Annotated in this window: 14 protein-coding genes, 2 tRNA genes and 1 pseudogene; 15 read left to right on the forward strand and 2 right to left on the reverse strand. The window is 39.0% G+C overall.

The annotated features are described in order from the left end of the window. Positions 1-155: 155 nt before the first annotated feature. The 9 genes from mfd (at position 156) to HHO41_RS18160 (ending at position 9981) form a co-directional block, all read left to right on the forward strand. On the forward strand, positions 156-3698 hold the full coding sequence (gene mfd / locus HHO41_RS18120) for a transcription-repair coupling factor (RefSeq protein ID WP_169101289.1): 3543 nt from the start codon (positions 156-158) through the stop codon (positions 3696-3698). A 221-nt stretch (positions 3699-3919) separates the two neighbouring features. Continuing rightward, positions 3920-4456, forward strand: coding sequence for a stage V sporulation protein T (gene spoVT, locus HHO41_RS18125; RefSeq protein WP_169101291.1), 537 nt, complete (start codon positions 3920-3922; stop codon positions 4454-4456). Between the two features lie 191 nt (positions 4457-4647). After that, a complete protein-coding gene (locus HHO41_RS18130) occupies positions 4648-6249 on the forward strand; it encodes an oligosaccharide flippase family protein (RefSeq protein WP_169101293.1) in 1602 nt (533 codons plus the stop codon). Between the two features lie 5 nt (positions 6250-6254). Further along, positions 6255-7721: a bifunctional methyltransferase/pyrophosphohydrolase YabN gene (gene yabN / locus HHO41_RS18135; protein WP_169101296.1), complete on the forward strand. Its 1467-nt coding sequence runs from the start codon at positions 6255-6257 to the stop codon at positions 7719-7721. 25 nt (positions 7722-7746) lie between these two features. Then, positions 7747-8010 (forward strand): RNA-binding S4 domain-containing protein, encoded by a 264-nt coding sequence (locus HHO41_RS18140; RefSeq protein ID WP_169101298.1) that lies wholly within the window; start codon positions 7747-7749, stop codon positions 8008-8010. An 89-nt stretch (positions 8011-8099) separates the two neighbouring features. Then, positions 8100-8405, forward strand: a complete 306-nt coding sequence (gene yabP, locus HHO41_RS18145) for a sporulation protein YabP (protein ID WP_425457455.1) — start codon at positions 8100-8102, stop codon at positions 8403-8405. After that, a complete protein-coding gene (yabQ, locus tag HHO41_RS18150) occupies positions 8402-9043 on the forward strand; it encodes a spore cortex biosynthesis protein YabQ (RefSeq protein ID WP_169101300.1) in 642 nt (213 codons plus the stop codon). Before yabP ends, yabQ begins: the two co-directional genes overlap by 4 nt. A gap of 19 nt (positions 9044-9062) precedes the next feature. After that, positions 9063-9452, forward strand: coding sequence for an FtsB family cell division protein (locus HHO41_RS18155; protein WP_169101302.1), 390 nt, complete (start codon positions 9063-9065; stop codon positions 9450-9452). Between the two features lie 85 nt (positions 9453-9537). Continuing rightward, entirely contained in the window at positions 9538-9981 is a 444-nt protein-coding gene (locus HHO41_RS18160) for a S1 domain-containing RNA-binding protein (RefSeq protein ID WP_169101304.1), read from the forward strand. Between the two features lie 371 nt (positions 9982-10352). Here the strand turns inward: HHO41_RS18160 and HHO41_RS18165 are convergent. Continuing rightward, positions 10353-10424, reverse strand: a tRNA-Glu gene (locus HHO41_RS18165). A 290-nt stretch (positions 10425-10714) separates the two neighbouring features. Beyond that, positions 10715-10788: transfer RNA gene (locus HHO41_RS18170), tRNA-Met, on the reverse strand. Between the two features lie 209 nt (positions 10789-10997). Here HHO41_RS18170 and spoIIE point away from each other — a divergent pair. The 6 genes and pseudogenes from spoIIE to ftsH all read left to right on the forward strand — a co-directional run bounded on the left by spoIIE (position 10998) and on the right by ftsH (position 19423). Beyond that, positions 10998-13472: a stage II sporulation protein E gene (gene spoIIE, locus HHO41_RS18175; protein ID WP_169101306.1), complete on the forward strand. Its 2475-nt coding sequence runs from the start codon at positions 10998-11000 to the stop codon at positions 13470-13472. A 91-nt stretch (positions 13473-13563) separates the two neighbouring features. After that, positions 13564-14301 carry a VWA domain-containing protein gene (locus HHO41_RS18180; protein WP_169101308.1) on the forward strand — a complete coding sequence of 246 codons (738 nt, stop codon included), beginning with the start codon at positions 13564-13566 and terminating at the stop codon, positions 14299-14301. Beyond that, positions 14270-15247 (forward strand): protein kinase domain-containing protein, encoded by a 978-nt coding sequence (locus HHO41_RS18185; RefSeq protein ID WP_169101338.1) that lies wholly within the window; start codon positions 14270-14272, stop codon positions 15245-15247. Before HHO41_RS18180 ends, HHO41_RS18185 begins: the two co-directional genes overlap by 32 nt. A 143-nt stretch (positions 15248-15390) precedes the next feature. Continuing rightward, positions 15391-16671 (forward strand): annotated as a pseudogene (tilS, locus tag HHO41_RS18190) (tRNA lysidine(34) synthetase TilS); the annotation flags it as partial. Positions 16672-16797: 126 nt separating this feature from the next. Further along, positions 16798-17343: a hypoxanthine phosphoribosyltransferase gene (gene hpt, locus HHO41_RS18195; protein WP_169101341.1), complete on the forward strand. Its 546-nt coding sequence runs from the start codon at positions 16798-16800 to the stop codon at positions 17341-17343. Positions 17344-17476: 133 nt separating this feature from the next. After that, the gene (ftsH, locus tag HHO41_RS18200; RefSeq protein WP_169101310.1) at positions 17477-19423 is read left to right on the forward strand and encodes an ATP-dependent zinc metalloprotease FtsH; all 1947 of its coding nucleotides are present in this window, start codon (positions 17477-17479) and stop codon (positions 19421-19423) included. Positions 19424-19433 lie beyond the last annotated feature (10 nt).

Here is a 19433-nt window from a genome sequence, read left to right on the forward strand (position 1 = left end):
TTACGCTTTTGCATCGGCTAGCTCCAGCGGCTAGCCCCTCGAGGTCACAAGCCAATCCGTCCAGAAGGTCAAAGAACGACCTTCAGGCCGGCTCGTCTTGTGCTTGTCGGGGCTAAGCAAGCCGCTTACGCTTTTGGATGAGAGGAGGGTTTCGGATGGAAGGGCTTAAAAGTGTCATTACAAGACTAGACGATCTTCAATCAATCATTGCTGGTTTCAATGGAGGACTTAAGGAACAATTAATTGCTGGCCTATCAGGGTCGGCACGGACAATTTTCCTTGCTTCCGTCTATGAGAAAACAAAAAAACCACAATTAATCGTAACTCATAATCTTTTACAGGCCCAAAAGATATACGATGATATGATCAATCTTATTGGGGAGAAGGACGTTTATTTATATCCAGCAAATGAATTAATTGCTACAGAAATTAGTATTGCTAGCCCTGAACTTAAGGCACAGCGTATTGAAACGCTGAATCATTTGATTAGTGGGGAAAGTGGGATCATCATCATCCCAGTTGCTGGTCTTAGAAAAATTGTTCCCCCTAAGGCTATATGGACACAATGTCAGGTGTCCCTTAAAATTGGCGATGATATTAATCTCGACGAATTATTAAACAAATTAGTGAGAATGGGTTATATTCGTGCCGAGATGGTTTCAGCTCCGGGGGAATTTAGTGTTCGCGGAGGAATCATTGACATTTATCCGCTAACCGAAATAGATCCGCTCAGAATTGAGCTGTTTGATACGGAGATTGATTCAATACGGACTTTCTCGTTGGATGACCAACGCTCAAAGCTGAAGCTTAAGGAAATTACCATCACTCCAGCAGCAGAATTTATTTTTGAACCTGAACATTTTGATAAGTTGATTAGCCATATCGAGACGGGTCTTGCGAAAACATTAAAATCAGTGAAGCAGGAAGCTGTTAAAACATTACTGACTCAAAATATTGGCTATGAACTTGAGCAACTGCAAATGGGGCAAAAGCCTGAACAAGTTTTTAAATATTTATCCTATGCCTATGAAAAGGACAATAGTTTACTAGATTATTTACCGAATGATGGACTCATTTTTGTTGATGAAATTAGCAGAGTTCAAGAAATGAATGATTCCTTGGAAAAAGAAGAAGCAGAATGGTATACAGGCTTATTAGGCGAAGGAAAAATTCCCCATGACGTGAAGATTTCGCACCAGCTCATTCCATTGCTTCATAAAGCTCCGCAGAAAATTGCTTATTTATCATTGTTCCTGCGCCATGTTCCTAATACGAATCCGCAGAACATCATTAACGTATCATGTAAACCAATGCAGAATTTCCACGGACAGATGAACGTGTTAAAAGCTGAGATCGAACGGTGGGCAAAGGGGAAATACACTGTCCTTTTTATTGGCCCGAACCAAGAGCGGGTTGAAAAACTGCAGCGTGTCCTAGAAGACTATGGAATTGAAACAGCTGTTAATCGAAAAGGTCAGGATTTACTTATTGGGAAAATCCAGATTGCTGAAGGCAATTTACTTTCCGGGTTCGAGCTGCCGATTCAAAAGCTTGCAGTGATTACGGAAGAGGAATTATTTAATAAACGAACTGCCAAGAAATCTACTAGGCGACAAAAGCTTTCTAACGCCGAGCGAATCAAGAGTTATTCTGAGCTTCGTGTCGGTGATTATGTTGTTCATGTCAATCACGGTATTGGTAAATACCTTGGCATTGAAACACTAGTCATAAACGGTGTCCATAAGGATTATCTTCATATTCGCTACCAAGGTAGTGATAAGTTATATGTCCCAGTTGAGCAAATCGATTTAGTACAGAAATATGTGGGATCTGAAGGGAAAGAGCCCAAAGTCTATAAATTAGGCGGGACGGATTGGAAGCGAGTAAAGAAAAAGGTAGAATCCTCCGTCCAAAATATCGCTGATGATTTAATCAAGCTTTACGCTGAACGAGAAGCTGCAAAAGGTCACGCTTTCTCACCAGATGGAGATATGCAGCGTGAATTTGAAATAGCTTTTCCTTATCAAGAGACAGAAGATCAAATTCGTTCAATTAATGAAATTAAAAAAGATATGGAACGGGAACGTCCAATGGATCGCCTATTATGTGGTGATGTTGGTTACGGTAAAACTGAAGTTGCGATTCGTGCTGCGTTTAAAGCAATTGCAGATGGAAAGCAAGTGGCATTTTTAGTCCCGACAACCATCCTAGCACAGCAGCACTATGAAACTTTACGTGAAAGATTTGGTGATAATCCGATTAATATCGGTTTGTTAAGCCGTTTCCGCACAAGGAAGGAACAGCAGGAAACGATGAAGGGACTAAAGGCTGGTACAGTCGATATTGTTGTAGGTACCCACCGTTTACTATCTAAGGATATAACTTATCGAGATTTAGGGCTGTTAATCATTGATGAAGAGCAGCGTTTTGGGGTGACACATAAGGAAAAAATTAAACAGCTAAAGACTAATGTCGATGTGTTAACCTTAACTGCAACACCAATTCCAAGAACACTTCATATGTCCATGCTCGGTGTTCGCGACTTGTCGGTAATCGAAACACCACCGGAAAACCGCTTTCCAGTGCAAACCTATGTAATGGAATATAACGGCGGACTAGCTAGAGAAGCAATTGAAAGGGAACTAGCACGGGATGGACAGGTTTATTTCTTATATAATCGGGTTGAGGATATTGAGAGAAAAGCCGAAGAGATCTCAATGTTAGTTCCAGATGCTCGTGTTACTTATGCCCATGGGCAAATGTCTGAAAATGAGCTTGAATCAGTCATGCTTGGCTTTTTGGAAGGCGAATTTGACGTATTAGTAAGTACCACCATTATTGAAACAGGCGTGGATATTCCAAATGTAAATACTTTAATTGTCTTTGATGCTGATCGTATGGGACTGTCCCAGCTTTATCAGCTCCGTGGTCGTGTCGGTCGTTCAAACCGTGTGGCATATGCTTATTTTACTTATCGTAAGGATAAGGTGTTAACTGAGGTAGCTGAAAAGAGATTACAGGCGATTAAGGAATTTACTGAACTCGGTTCAGGTTTTAAAATCGCCATGCGTGATTTATCCATCCGTGGTGCGGGTAATTTGCTTGGTGCTGAACAACATGGCTTTATTGACTCAGTTGGTTTTGATCTTTATTCACAAATGCTCAAGGAAGCGATTGAGGCAAGAAAAGGCGATATAGATTTGGCTGAAACCTCTGGTTTAGAAATAGATGTCGAAGTCGATGCTTATATTCCAGACACATACATTGGTGATGGCCACCAAAAAATTGAAATGTACAAACGCTTCCGTTCATTAACAGCCATTGAGGAATTGGAAGAGTTGCAGGAGGAAATGATTGACCGTTTCGGTGAATATCCTGATGAAGTTGCGTATTTATTCCAAATAGCTGAAATGAAGGTATTTTCTCAAATTGCAAAAGTTGAGCTTATTAAACAAGTAAAACAAGAAGTGACGATTCTCTTTTCAGAAAAAGGAAGTCAAAATATCGATATGAGACAAGTTGTCCAAATTAGTAATAAATACGGACGTATGATTGGAATGGGACAGGACGGTACTAAATTTAAACTTGTGCTTCATATAAAAGGAATTGCGCCGCAAAAATGGATGGAAGTTGCCTTGGAGCTTATTCAAGCGATATATGAAACTAAGTCAGAATCAGAAAAGAATATTGTGTCATAACGATAACTTAAGGGGTATCACTTGACTTAGAATAGCTTTGATTATTATGTAACTATTTTACAATTTTGGGATAATTATCATTTATGAGAAAAAATCATTGATTGTGCATAGAACTTTCCAGATGAAAGATAATATATCTAACATGGTGATGATTTACCAAATGAACCACCATGAATCATTGCCAAACAACAAATCATCAGATGAAAGTGAGGCAACATTAGATGAAAGCAACTGGTATTGTTCGTCGAATCGATGATTTAGGTCGTGTGGTTATTCCAAAGGAAATTCGTAGAACGCTAAGAATCCGCGAAGGTGACCCGCTCGAGATTTTTGTGGATCGCGATGGGGAGGTCATTTTAAAGAAATACTCACCAATCAGTGAGTTGAGTGACTTTGCTAAAGAGTATGCAGAGGCATTATATGACAGCCTTGGCAACCCCGTGTTAATATGCGACAGAGATACATATATTGCTGTTGCAGGTGGTTCGAAAAAGGATTACTTAAACAAGAATATTAGTGACCTAATCGAAAAAACTATGGAAGAGCGTAATTCTGTTTTAATGAACCAACAGGAAAATGTTTCACTAGTTGATGGCAACGATGAAACGATTTCAGCGTATACAATTGGTCCAATCATCGCTAATGGTGACCCAATTGGAGCTGTGATCATTATAGCAAAGGATGGGTCTTTGGGTGAAGTTGAACAAAAAGCAGTAGAAACAGCTTCAAGTTTTTTAGCCCGCCAAATGGAATCGTAAACGTAGACTATTTTTTACATCGGAATTTTGCAATATAGTCATAGTGTTTTTGATAAAAAGGTAGCTTATGCTGCCTTTTTTCATTGTTTGCTTAGGCTATTATTGTTTTTATAACTGAACGCAAAGCTCTTATTATGCTATAATACGTTGGGAAAATAAATGGAAATTAATTCTGGAAGGTGGCTGGGCTTGTGAGCCCTATACATGAGCAAAAAACAGTCTTAAAAGGTGTATTTATCTTAACAATTGGGGCTATTTTAACGAAAATTTTAAGTGCAGTTTACCGAATTCCGTTTCAAAATATGGTCGGAGATGTCGGATTTTATATTTATCAACAAGTCTATCCTTTCTATGGCTTGGCACTTGTGATGACAACAAATGGTTTCCCTGTCATTATTTCAAAAATTTATGCTGAAAAAAAAGGAAATGATGCAAAACGATTATTATTGATTTCCTTCTTTTTTTTATTTGGTCTAGGCTTGGTAAGTTTTATTTCGATGTATTTAGGTGCAGGTTGGTTGGCTGTGACCATGAATGATGCTCATCTAGCGATTTTATTTCGAGTCATCTCGATTATTTTTTTAATTCTCCCGTTTACTGCCGTGTTGCGTGGTTATTTTCAGGGTGAAGGAGATATGCTCCCAACTGCTGTATCACAGGTAGGCGAGCAACTAATGCGGGTGGCAACAATCATAGGTCTATCTGCTTTATTCATCAATGAAGGTTATTCACTTTATATTGTTGGAAGCGGAGCTACGTTAGGTTCCATTACTGGAGGAATCCTTGCGGTAGTGTTACTTTTGGTTTATTTTAAAAAAAGAAAAAAAACAAGGCATTTATCAATCGTGCGGTTGATTAGAACAATTAGGTTAAATGAAGCAATCGACATAAGTAAAACACTTGCTCTTCAAGGATTTGCAGTGTGTATTTCCGGAATGCTATTAATCTTTATTCAATTAGCAGATTCTATTAATTTATACACATTACTTGTTTCGTCAGGAATTGATGCATTAGAGGCGAAGCAGCTGAAGGGGATTTATGATCGCGGCCAACCGCTCATTCAATTAGGAACAGTTCTGGCGACTTCGATGTCTTTATCATTAGTTCCACTCATTTCCAGCGAAAAAGTGAAACGTGATAAACAAGTGTTATTAGAAAAGATTCAAACAGCATTAAAAATTAGCTTGATGGTTGGGGCTGCTGGGGCGATTGGTTTGATAGCCATTATGAGGCCAACCAATATCATGTTATTTGAAAATTCCAACGGGACGAATGTGTTAGCGATTATCGCTTTAGTGATTTTTTTCTCATCAGTTATTATTACGATGTCAAGCATTCTTCAAGGATTAGGGGCATCGATATATCCTGCAGTTATTATTTTATTAGGTTTTGCCCTTAAAGTCGTTGCGAACATTCCATTAGTGCTTAAGTACGGTACGGTTGGGGCAGCGATTTCATCGGTTGTTTCGATGATGTTTATTTTCGTTTTTTTAAGCTTAAAATTAAAGAAGACTGTACAAGCGCGCTTGTTGCCTAAAGGCTTTCGTCAATCCATCGTCTTGGCAACAATTATCATGGGAAGTAGTTTGCTAGCCTATGTGCGTTTAACAGACTTTCTTTTTACGGGAAGTCGAGTGTTAGCAACAATTCAGGCAATTACTGGAGTGGTAATTGGCGGTAGTCTCTATTTATTCATTGTTTTTCGAAGTGGACTATTTAAAGAGACGGAGCTGTCATTGCTGCCATTTGGAGACAAGTTAACGTTGTTATTGCCGAATAAGAGCGGGAGATGATTTAGTTGACTAAAAAAATTACGATACTTGGTTTGGGAGCAGGCGATCTGGACCAATTACCATTAGGTGTATACAAAAAAGTTCTTAAAGCTGGGCTTGTCTACTTGCGGACAAAGGAACATCCTGTTGTTGCTGAGCTTGAACAGGAAGGTGTTCAGTTTAATTCTTTTGATTATATATATGAGAAATATGATCAGTTCGAGCATGTGTACGAAGAAATTAGTGAAATATTGCTTGAAAAGGCAGAGCACCAGGCGATTACCTATGCTGTCCCAGGACATCCCATGGTCGCCGAGCAAACCGTTCAGCTTTTATTGGAAAAAGGACCGGCTCGCGAGATTGAAATCGAGTTTGCTGGGGGACAGAGCTTTATTGATGCAATGTTTCAGGCTTTAAAAATTGATCCGATTGATGGGTTTCAATTATTAGATGCAACAACACTTACGAGGGAAAGCTTCAATTTACAGCAACATGTTATTATTGGCCAAGTATATGATACATATGTTGCCTCCAATGTGAAATTAACCTTAATGGAACGCTTACCTGACGATTATCAAATCTTTGTCGTTAGTGCAGCCGGAAGCAGTGATGAAAAAATCGAAGCAATTGCCTTGTTTGAATTAGATCGTGTCGTGAAAGTAAATAATTTAACATCTGTTTATGTACCTCCTGTTCGCGAAGAAAATATCCTTTATAAGGAATTTGATAAGCTGAGACAGGTTATTGCAGACCTCCGTGGTCCAAATGGTTGTCCTTGGGATAAAGAGCAAACCCACAGCAGTCTTAAAAAATACTTAATCGAAGAGTCGTATGAGTTAATCGAAGCAATCGAGCATGATGATCTTGACCATATGATTGAAGAATTAGGAGATGTCCTGCTTCAGGTTATGTTACATGCACAAATTGGTGAAGATGACGGTTATTTTTCGATTCAAGATGTAATCGAATCCATTACCGCAAAAATGATTCGCCGCCACCCACACGTATTTGGATCAGTAGAAGTAAATGGCGTTGAAGATGTTTTGACTAATTGGAATGAAATTAAATCACGCGAAAAATCAAACGAGGATGAAATTTCGCGTTTAGACCATATTAGTCTGTCACAACCGTCAATGCTAAGAGCCTATGAACTGCAAAAGAGCGCAGCAAAGGTGGGCTTTGATTGGCAAGAGGTTGAACCGGTCTGGGAAAAGGTGATCGAAGAATTACAGGAATTTAAGGCAGAAGTCAGCGGCGTGAAGCCGACTGAAAATGCCTTAAAAGAGTTTGGCGACTTATTGTTTGCTATGATTAATTTAGCAAGATTTTACAAAATTCACCCAGAAGAGGCGTTGTTAGCAACAAACCAAAAGTTTACTGATCGGTTCCGATTCGTTGAAAAGCGGGTTAAGGAAAGTGGACGGGGATTTGCTGACCATACGTTAGCAGAATTAGATAAATATTGGGATGAAGCGAAGGAACAAGGCTTATAAATTGCAATGTAAAGGAGGAGATTTTATGCGTTTAGATAAATTTCTAAAGGTTTCACGCCTGATTAAACGGCGGACAGTTGCGAAGGAAATATCTGATCAAGGCCGCATCGATATTAATGGAAAACAAGCTAAATCCAGCTCAACAGTAAAAGTTGGCGATGTATTAAAGGTTAAATTTGGGACCAGAATTGTGACGGTAAAAATTGAGCGAATTCAAGAAACCTCCCGTAAGGACGAAGCGGCTGAAATGTATACAATTATAAGTGAAGAACGCGTAACAGAGGCGTAAGCAAATTAGAGTGGTTATGAGTGTGTTCTAATTGTCCCCGCAAGTTCATAAACTTGTACAAAAACCAGCACTATGACTGTGAGGGATCAATGTTGAACCAATATTATGATCAAAATACAACGAAATCATCTGTACAGGACCATGATGTAATCATGCGAGGAAGACGTTTGCTGGAAATTACCGGTGTAAAGCAGGTAGAAAGCTTTGATAATGAGGAGTTCCTGTTAGAAACTGTTATGGGCTTTCTAGCGATAAAAGGGCAAAATTTGCAAATGAAAAACCTTGATGTTGATAAAGGAATTGTCGCTATTAAAGGGAAGGTGTATGAGTTACTCTATCTAGATGATCAGCACGGGGAGAAAGCTAAAGGCTTCTTTAGCAAGTTGTTCCGATGACCCTGTCCACGCAGTTTATTACCATGCTGACTATGGTTGGCATGGGCTCCTTTTTTGGAGCAGCATTTGATACGTATAACCGCTTTTTGAAGCGAGCTTCCCGAAAAAGCTGGATTGTATTTATGAATGACGTTTTATTTTGGATGCTACAGGGTCTGTTGATTTTCTATGTATTATTCCTCGTAAATGAGGGAGAAATGCGATTTTACATCTTCATTGCCTTATTGTGCGGCTTCGCTGCTTATCAAAGCCTGTTAAAGCGAATTTATCTACACATGTTGGAAATCGCAATTTCCTGGGTTGTAGCAATTTGGCAATTCCTTGTAAAACTATTTACGGGTTTAGTCTACAAACCAATTTTGGCGCTACTGATGTTTAGTTTATCGACCATTATATTTATCGGGAAAGGACTATTTTCATTAGGAAAAACGCTCGCTAAAATTTTAGCCTGGACCTTGCTGTTATTGTTAAAACCAATCAAATGGATATTGTTTATTTTTTGGAAACTTTTGCCGAAAGGGATTAAAAAAAACGTCGAGAAGTTATATAATGTAATGGCAGGATTTCTGGGAAAAATCAAGAAATATTTTAGTAAGGTAATGGCCTTTATTAAAAATAAAACTCACCATAAAAAATAAATAAAGGAGGTCTGCGAGATTGAGTGCCATCAAAAAGAACGTTGCCAAAATTCAAACCGAATTAACACATCAACATGAAATCGCGGAGGTCCGCGTTGCAAGAAAGCGAAAAAAATTAATCCGACGCTTGTTTTTCTTCGCTTTAATGGTCATTGCAACAGGATATTTAATGATCTCAACACTCATTTCGCAAGCCTCAACGATTGATAAAAAGCAGGAAGAAAAGGAAAAATTGCAACACAACCTTTCAGAATTAAAGGATGAGCAAAACGCCTTAAAAGAGGAAATCATTAAACTTAATGATAAGGACTATATCGCTAAACTTGCACGACGAGATTATTTCTTATCAGATAATAATGAAATTATCTTCAATATACCTGAGGAAAAGAAGCAGAAAGAGGTTAAATAGTTGGTAAATTGACACGCTTTTTTTCGTTTTTGTATAATATGGAGTAATATGATTTTTTACAATTTTAAGGAGGAAAATTTTTTATATGTCAATCGAAGTAGGCAGCAAGTTACAAGGAAAGGTAACGGGCATTACGAAATTCGGAGCGTTTGTGGAGCTACCAGAGGGTTCAACTGGCCTTGTTCACATCAGTGAGGTCGCGGATAATTATGTGAAGGACATCAATGACCATTTGAAAGTTGGAGACGTTGTCGAAGTTAAAGTTATGAATGTTGAAAAAGATGGAAAGATTGGATTATCCATTAAAAAGGCTAAAGACAGGGTTGAATCGAAGCCGCAATCACATTCGAATTCGCACTCTCACTCTCAGCGTCCTCGCCATAATCGGACAAATGATCACCGCAATAACAAAGTCGAAAATTTCGAATCCAAAATGGCTCGCTTTTTAAAGGATAGTGAAGATCGCTTATCGTCACTGAAGCGTCATACGGAGTCTAAACGCGGTGGTAGAGGCGCCAAAAGAAGCTAATAACTTGTTGCTTATTTTAATGCTAAATAGCTATGATATATTATTATATATTTTGAGTATTTTAAGACAGGTCGATTGAGGCTTGTCTTTTTTGCAGTGATTTTTTGTTGAAGACCTTATTTTCCTTTTCATCTTGTTGGTATGGAATTGAGAGGACATATATTCCCTTATTTGAATGAAAATTGGTGATTTTAGTTGTTTAACGGACATACAATTCCTTAATTAAGCTTGAAGGATGTCATTAGCTTGATACTTAGGCGAATAGAGGCCTTATTGTCCGGAAATCTTTCTAAAGGAGCATTATTTATGAAAATAACGAACTCAATGTCCGAAAAAAACGCATGGATTTAAATAATCCATGCGTTTTAGTATGACCCCTACGGGATTCGAACCCGTGTTACCGCCGTGAAAGGGCGGTGTCTTAACCGCTTGACCAAGGGGCCGTAATAAAATTGTTGGGTTTGGTAGGCAAGCCGTTTCCGCTTTTCGATGTCCAGCTCCGTTCGCTAGCCCCTCGGGTCATAAGCCAAATCACTCCAGAGGCTAACGCCTCCTGCGTGATTCGTCTTATGCCAGTCGGGGCTGAGCAAGCGAACTCCGCTTTTCAATGTCTAGCTGCAGGCGCCATCGGCTCGAGGTCATAAGTCAATCAGTCCAAAAGGTAAAGTTCAACCTTTCGGCCTGCTTGCCTTATGCTTGTCGCCGAAAGCTAAGCGCCTTCCGCTTTTCGTTATAGCGGCGGAGGGGATCGAACCCCCGACCTTACGGGTATGAACCGTACGCTCTAGCCAGCTGAGCTACACCGCCAAAAATTAAGCACAAAAATTATATTACAGTCGAATGATAATAGTGTCAATAACTTTTTCGGTGAATCTGTCGGGAAATGCTTTTAATGTTAAAAAGACAGTGAAAAAAGTCGAGAAAAAAATGGAATACCCTTTGTGATTGTGACAATATTCTGAAATCTTTCTTATTATAATAAGCATCATAATCATGAAAGCAAGGGAGTGTGGTTAATGGCTAAGACAGAGCAGAATTTTACTAAGCCAATTGGTGAAGTAAATTTTAATAGTCCGAAACTGGAATTCACTAATGGATTAAATAAACTGTTTCTAAAACTAGACGGCTTTTTTATTAAAAAGGGCTATATTCTTTTATTTATTGGGTTTTTACTAGGACGAGCTCTTATCTTATCAAAACTAACTCCATTCAGCCTACCATTTTTTGCGGCTGTTTATTTGATGAAACGAGAACGAGCACCGCTTGCATTAATTGGGGTTATTGCTGGTGCTGCGACGATATCCATTGCTGATGCAGTATTGTCATTTGCTTGTTCCAGTGTATTCCTGCTAATTTACCGAATGACTCATCGATGGAATAACAATGATTTAAAAGTCGTTCCTGTAATCGTATTTATTACTTTACTAGTGGGCAACCTCCTCCAGGTTTTATTTCTCGAACAGCAATTATCGATTTATGATGGAGTTATGGCTGGCGTTGAAGCAGGCTTAGGCTCGATATTGACATTGATTTTCCAACAAAGTATTCCGCTCATATCGATCAACAAACGAAAGCAGCTATTAAAAACAGAAGAAATCGTTTGTATGATTATTATGCTAGCCTCGATCATGACGGGAACAATTGGTTGGTCAGTCTACAATCTATCAATTGAGCACATTGTTGCTAGATATTTAGTATTAATATTCGCGTTTGTTGCCGGGGCCACTGTTGGGTCCACCGTTGGAGTCGTCACTGGTTTAATTTTAAGCCTTGCGAATGTCTCAAGTTTTTTCCAAATGAGTCTACTGGCATTTTCCGGATTATTAGGGGGACTTCTTAAGGAAGGTAAAAAGATTGGAGTCGCAATCGGTTTATTAATCGCAACTGTTTTAGTTGGAATGTATGGGGAAGGAGGCGGAGAGCTATCAAAGACAATCTATGAAACCTTGGCTGCCATTTTTTTATTTTTAATCACGCCAAGAGGAATTACAACAAGATTAGCCAGGCATATTCCAGGGACAGCGGAATATGCAGCAGAACAGCAGCAATATATGCGGAAAATGCGTGATGTGACAGCTTCAAAGGTGGCGCAATTTTCGAGTGTGTTCCAAGCGCTGTCTAAGAGCTTTACTGCCCATGAAGAAAACGACCGATATGACGATTCTGAACGCGAATTGGATTTTTTCCTAAGTAATGTGACAGAAAAAACGTGCCAAACTTGTTTTAAAAAGGATTACTGTTGGACGAGGAACTTTGAGACAACCTATGAATCTATGAGTGATATGATGCGAGAGATGGATCATCATGATGGGGTTCTTTCTGGAAAAACGATGCGTGAATGGGAAAAACACTGCACTCGAGCAAATAAAGTAGTTGATATGATCGGTCAAGAGCTAACCTATTTTCAGGCGAATCAAAAACTAAAGAAGCAAGTTCAGGAAAGTCGTAGATTAGTTGCCGAACAGCTTTTAGGGGTTTCAGAGGTTATGGAAAATTTTGCAAATGAAATTCAACGGGAACGCGAGAATCATCATAAGCAAGAGGAGCAAATATTAGAGGCGATTCAGGAATTCGGAATCCAGGTTGAACAAGTCGAAATTTATAGTTTAATCAAAGGAAATGTCGATATTGATATGACCATTCCATATTGCAATGGTCATGGGGAATGTGAAAAGCTGATTGCGCCGATGCTGTCAGATATTCTCGGTGAGACAATAGTTGTGAATGCAGAAGAATGCTCGACTTATCCGAATGGATTATGTCATGTTACCTTCGGCTCGGCGAAAGCTTTTGTTGTTGAAACTGGAGTTTCTCATGCAGCGAAGGATGGCGGCTTTGTTTCTGGGGATAGCTATTCAACCATTGAACTGGGCCTAGGCAAATATGCGATTGCGATTAGTGATGGTATGGGCAATGGCGAGAGAGCCCATTTTGAAAGCATGGAAACTATAAGCTTATTGCAAAAAATCCTGCAATCAGGAATCGAAGAAAAGGTGGCGATAAAATCGGTCAACTCGGTATTGTCGTTGAGAACTAATGATGAGATTTTTTCAACGCTCGATTTAGCAATGATTGATTTGCAAAATGCTTCAGCCAAATTTTTAAAAATTGGTTCGACACCTAGTTTTATTAAACGTGGGAAAAAGGTCATGAAAATCCAGGCAAGCAATTTACCAATGGGAATATTTCAAGATTTTGATGTGGATGTGGTTGGCGAGCAATTAAAGGCTGGAGATCTACTGATCATGATGAGCGATGGTGTCTTTGAAGGTCCGAAGCATGTTGAAAACTATGATTTATGGATGAAACGAAAGTTACAAGAACTACAAACTGATGATCCACAACAAATAGCAGATTTGATTATTGAAGAAGTGATTCGCTCAAGAGGTGGTTCGATTGATGATGATATGACTATTTTGGTGTCGAAAATCAAGCATAATACACCAAAATGGGCGTCAATCCCCGTGATGAAACAAAAGAAAAATGCATAAAGCTTACTATTCCCTTCAAGCCATCAATATATGTATAAAAATTTTTTATTGTGGCGATGCTGATAGCAATCATGTGCAGGAGGGGAAGTAAGTGAAGACAGGTACATTAAGGCAGATTTTATTGATAACTGATGGCTGCTCAAATCAAGGTGAAGACCCAGTAGCGATGGCTGCACTTGCTTATGAGCAGGGGATTACCATTAATGTTATTGGGGTTATGGATCAAGATATAATTGATGAAAGAGGCATGCAGGAAATTGAAGATATCGCCATGGCGGGTAAAGGTGTCAGTCAGATTGTTTATGCAACTCAACTTTCTCAAACGGTGCAAATGGTAACAAGAAAAGCGATGACCCAAACTCTACAGGGTTTAGTTAATAAGGAGTTACAGCATATTCTTGGTGGTTCTAAAACGGTTGAAGATCTTCCTCCAGAAAAGCGGGGCGAAGTGATGGAGGTTGTTGATGAACTTGGTGAGACAGCCCAATTAGAGGTGCTGATTCTTGTTGATATGAGTGCGAGTATGAAACAAAAACTTCCTACTGTTAAAGAGGCATTACTAGACTTGTCATTAAGCTTAAATGCTCGGTCTGGTGGTAATCGTTTTGCGGTATTCGTATTTCCCGGGAAAAAGAATGATGTCGAAAAGCTGTTAGATTGGACTCCAAATTTGAGTGATTTAACAAAGGCTTTTTCTAAGTTGATTACAGGAGGGATTACTCCAACTGGACCTGCGATTCGGGAGGCATTATCTTACTTCCAGAAAAAACGATCACTAAGGAGTTTGTTATCTCGTGATGATGAATCATTCTTTGAAGAGTCAGTGTAAGGTCAATCCTGGAACAATCATCGAAGGGAAATGGCACCAGAACCGTTATACCATTGTAAAAGAGCTAGGTAACGGTGCGAACGGCATTGTTTACTTGGCTCGAGCTGCCAATCAGAAGCAGGTGGCAATAAAAATGAGTGATAATAGTATGTCGATTACCTCTGAGGTAAATGTGCTAAAATCCTTTGCTAAGGTCCAGGGTTCAACCCTTGGGCCTTCTTTGCTTGATGTAGATGATTGGGTAAGACGAACTGGTAAGATATCCTTTTATGTAATGGAGTATATCGAAGGGCCAGACCTTTTGTCTTATATTCAAAAAAAGGGCCAGGAATGGACCAATGTGTTAATTTTACAATTGTTATCCGATTTGGATCAACTCCACCAAAATGGATGGGTATTTGGAGATTTAAAGCCTGAGAATTTAATTGTCTCAGGACCTCCTCCGCAAATTCGATGTATCGATGTTGGTGGAACGACGATTAAAGGGCGAGCGATTAAAGAATATACCGAGTTTTTCGACCGTGGTTATTGGGGGCTTGGGAGTAGAAAAGCTGAGCCAAGCTATGATTTATTTGCTGTCGCCATGATTATGATTAATACAATCTATCCAAAACGCTTTAAGAAGACAAGTGGGGGCATCCTTCAACTAAAAGAAATGATTCGTCAAAAAAGTGAACTAAGGAAGTTGGATGGAGTACTGCTTAATGCGTTACAAGGGAATTACAATTCGGCTGGACAGATGCGGACCGACATGCTTAATACTTTGAAGCATGTTCCACGTCAAACACAGCAAGCACCAAGTGCAACACGAAAAACAAACAGCACAAAAAGTAGGGCCCAACACACGAAACGAAAAAAGAAAAGCAACACCATCGAAACATTGGTTATTGCGGCGATTATCGTTACTTTATATACGATTTATATTTTTGGACAACTTTTACCGTAAAATATTGAAACTATTATGAATGTCATTCGTATGATAAACGATGAGCGAAAAGCAAAAAACTAGTAAAATGAGGCTTTATATTTTGAAACTAACATAGTAAAAATGATAAGCTTTTATTAACAATATTAATAAGGAAGATTATCATGCTAGAAAATAAGGTGGACCTCTTTCTCAAGCATCAAGGAATTGACTTATTCAATAAAGGGGTGGTGATAGGGGTTTCTGGTGGACCGGATTCTTTAGCGCTACTTCATTATTTATGGTCACGACGAAAATTGTGGAATTTATCTATCGTCGCAGCGCATGTAGACCATATGTTTCGTGGCCAAGAGTCATATCTTGAGGCAACTTTTGTTAAAAAATATTGCGATGAGCTTGGAATTCCTTGCGAAATTACGCATATCGATGTTCCGGCTGTAATTGCAAAGACGAATAAGAATGCCCAAGTTGCTTCAAGAGAATCGCGATATCAATTTTATCATCAAGTTATGGAGGCTTATCAATATCATTATTTAGCCCTCGGTCATCATGGTGATGATCAAATTGAAACAATATTGATGAGACTTACTCGTGGCAGTTCAAGTATGGCAAGAGCAGGGATTTTATTTGCACGCCCTTTTTACAATGGGCAAATTATCAGACCATTTTTAAGTGTTACTCGGGATGAGATAGAAGAATATTGCAAGCGGAGTAAACTTGTACCGAGGAGAGACCCGAGCAACCAAAAAGATATTTATAGCCGTAATCGATTTCGAAAATATGTGCTTCCGTTTTTAAAAAAAGAAAATCCACAAGTGCATAATCATTTTCAGCGGTTTAGCGAAGAACTTCAAAGTGATGAGGAATTTCTACAGGAATTAACGGTTCAAAAAATGAATACAGTAATGAGAACAGAACCGGGAAAAATTTCTCTTGACATAAAAATGTTTTCAACAATGCCAATGCCTTTACAACGGAGAGGGATTCAACTAATATTAAAATATCTTTATCTTGACAGGCTTGACCAGCTTCAATCTATACATACTGATCAAATATTCAACTTAATTAAGAATATCCATCCATCGGGACAGCTTGATCTTCCAGATGATTTGAAGGTAATACGCTCATACAACAATTGTAGTTTCCAATTTGCTGAGGAGTGTGCAGACACCTACCACTATGAAATTCTGGAGTCTAATACGATTGAGTTGCCGAATGGACAATCATTAGCCATCGAATTTAATCAGGCTGAGCCTCACACACAAGATTGTTTTTCCATTACATTGAATCCACAGCAAATTAACTTGCCACTTGTGATTCGTACCCGGAAAAATGGAGATAAAATGAGCATAAAAGGTATGTCTGGAACAAAAAAGATAAAAGATATCTTTATTGATCAAAAAGTCCCGATCCATTTGCGGAACCAATGGCCGATTGTCGCAGATAGTAATGATCATATTCTGTGGTTGCCTGGTCTGAAAAAATCCCAATTTGACGCTGAGGGAACACCTGAAAACGGCACTATACAATTAATATATAAATGCAATGATTCTTCTAGGGGGCAACTAGTAATGAAAAGAGATATTGAAAAGATATTAATTACTGAAGAGGAGATCCAAGCTAAAATTAAGGATCTTGCTCAAGAATTGACAGAGGAATATCAAGATAAATTTCCTTTGGCAATTGGGGTTTTAAAGGGCGCAATGCCATTTATGGGCGATTTGTTAAAGCGAATTGACACCTATTTAGAAATGGATTTTATGGATGTCTCCAGCTATGGGAATTCAACTGTTTCTTCAGGAGAAGTCAAAATTTTAAAGGATCTCGATACATCTGTTGAAGGCCGCAACATCTTGATTATTGAGGATATTATCGATAGTGGTTTGACATTAAGCTATCTTGTAGAGCTATTCCGTTATCGAAAAGCGAAATCAATTAAAATTGTTACATTGCTGGATAAACCAACAGGTCGAAAAGCAGATTTACAAGCTGATTATGTAGGGTTTGTTGTTCCAGATGCGTTTGTAGTTGGATACGGTCTTGATTATGCCGAAAAGTATCGGAACCTTCCATATATTGGGGTTTTGAAACCTGAGGTATATACAAATAACAACTAAGAGAAAAATAAGAAGCAGGTGGGATGCTATATCGGCTTGCGAATCGCAATCCTGACAAGGTTAATTCCTTGTAATGCCGCAATTTTTTATGATACTATTTAATATAGTTTGCTCAGTAGGGAGGAGGTAAGGGATGAATCGGATCTTCCGTAATACCATCTTTTATTTATTGATATTTTTAGTCATCATTGGCGTAGTTAGCTTTTTCAATGGTAATAATGAGCCTACCGAAAATATTACGTACGATAAGTTTATTCAATACTTGGAAGAAGGCCAGGTTACTACACTTACATTACAGCCTGAACGCGGTGTTTATCAAGTCCGCGGACAGTTGAAAAATTACGAAGAAGGAAAATACTTCTTAACTTATGTTTGGAACAGTGAGGAATCGTTGTCCCAAATCAAAAAGGCCGCAGCAAAAGCTGAGGTTGAAGTGTTACCAGCAAAGGAAACAAGTGGTTGGGTAACATTTTTCACATCGATTATTCCATTTATCATTATCTTTATCCTCTTCTTCTTCTTGTTAAACCAAGCTCAAGGTGGCGGTAGCCGCGTTATGAACTTTGGTAAAAGTAAAGCCAAGCTTTACAATGATGAGAAGAAAAAGGTTCGCTTTAAAGATGTAGCTGGAGCGGATGAAGAAAAGCAAGAGCTAGTAGAAGTGGTTGAATTTCTTAAAGACCCTCGCAAATTTGCAGAGTTAGGTGCCCGGATTCCTAAAGGGGTTTTATTAGTAGGACCTCCTGGAACTGGTAAAACATTATTAGCAAGAGCGGTTGCTGGTGAAGCTGGCGTGCCATTCTTCTCTATTAGTGGTTCCGACTTTGTTGAGATGTTTGTAGGGGTAGGGGCATCGCGTGTTCGTGACTTATTTGAAAATGCGAAGAAAAACTCCCCGTGTATTATTTTTATTGACGAAATTGATGCGGTTGGTCGCCAGCGTGGTGCCGGTTTAGGCGGAGGCCATGATGAACGTGAACAAACGCTAAACCAATTACTTGTTGAAATGGATGGTTTCGGTGCTAATGAAGGAATTATTATCATTGCAGCGACAAACCGCCCAGATATTTTAGACCCGGCATTATTAAGACCTGGTCGATTTGATCGCCAAATTACAGTTGATCGTCCTGATGTAAATGGACGTGAAGCAGTTCTAAAAGTACATGCTCGTAATAAGCCGCTTGATGAAGCAGTAAACCTTCGGGCTATTGCTACAAGAACACCTGGATTCTCTGGTGCGGACTTAGAAAACTTGTTAAATGAAGCTGCCTTAATTGCGGCAAGACGCAACAAGAAAAAGGTTGATATGCTTGATATCGATGAAGCTACTGACCGTGTTATTGCTGGACCAGCGAAAAAGAGCCGCGTGATTTCTAAAAAAGAACGTAATATTGTTGCTTTCCACGAAGCGGGTCATACTGTAATTGGTCTTATTCTTGACCAAGCTGATATGGTTCATAAAGTTACAATCGTCCCTCGTGGTCAAGCTGGCGGCTATGCAGTTATGTTGCCAAGAGAAGATCGTTATTTCATGACCAAGCCTGAATTGTTAGATAAAATTACTGGTTTACTCGGTGGACGCGTTGCTGAAGAAATTGTATTTGGTGAAGTAAGTACCGGTGCTCACAATGACTTCCAGCGTGCCACAGGTATCGCTCGCAAGATGATCACAGAGTACGGAATGAGTGACAAGCTCGGACCAATGCAATTTGGCCAAGCCCAAGGTCAAGTATTCTTAGGTAGAGACATTAACAACGAGCAAAACTATTCAGATGCAATTGCATATGAAATTGATTTGGAAATGCAGCGTTTCGTTAAAGATTGTTATGAAAATGCTAGAAAAATTTTAACAGAAAATCGAGAGCTCTTGAATTTAATTGCCAATACCTTGTTAGAGGTTGAAACATTAGATGCAGAACAAATTAAGAGCCTTAAAGATCATGGCGCTCTGCCTGATCGCAAGGTTAGTGCATCCAATGATACGACAACGACAACCTTAGATGATGTAATTGTTAATATTTCTGCCAAGCAGGATGAAATACAAAACAAGGACGACGATTCTAACAATAAAATTGATTAACACATAGAAA

Source organism: Bacillus sp. DNRA2 (genome assembly GCF_012843265.1).
GTDB lineage: Bacteria > Bacillota > Bacilli > Bacillales > Cytobacillaceae > Bacillus_BU.